This is a genomic window from Streptomyces sp. NPDC058221, from assembly GCF_042882365.1.
GTDB lineage: Bacteria > Actinomycetota > Actinomycetes > Streptomycetales > Streptomycetaceae > Streptomyces.
Map to the genome: position 1 here is coordinate 1 of NZ_JBHVWF010000036.1, position 452 is coordinate 452.

The 452-nt window shown below is 75.9% G+C and carries 1 protein-coding gene; it reads right to left on the reverse strand.

The window, feature by feature from the left end:
- Positions 1-309: TcmI family type II polyketide cyclase (locus ACFVW8_RS14500; RefSeq protein ID WP_389689685.1), on the reverse strand; the 309-nt coding region annotated here is incomplete at its 3' end.
- Positions 310-452 lie beyond the last annotated feature (143 nt).

Sequence of the window (452 nt, forward strand, 5' to 3'; positions counted from 1 at the left end):
GCGGTAGAACTCCTGGGCCATCGCGTCCTTCGGCCCCCGCCAGGTCTGCGGGTCGTACGGGCTGATGAAGGCGGTCAGCCGGTCGCTGAGACCCCTGAACTCGGGGTGCTCGGTCACCTTGGCGATCTCCGGGCCGGGCGGGCGCTCGGACTCGATCATGTGCAGATAGACGTCGCCGAACTGGAAGAGCTTGCGCCGGGTGACGCCGACCAGGTGCGGCAGCTCGCTGCTGTCGGAGGCGGCGAACAGCTCGGCGATGTCCGGCGCCGACTCCGGCGCCATCCGGGCGACGATCAGGGCGTGGTGCATCGGGTGGTGCCTTTCTGGTACCCGGTCCGGGGGGCGGGCCGCGCGGCCCGCCCCCCCCCCCGCCGGGGGCGGGGGGGAAGCCCCCCCGAGCGCGGGGCCCCCCCGGGCCCCCCCCCGGCGCCGGCGCGAGAGCCGCCCGCTGT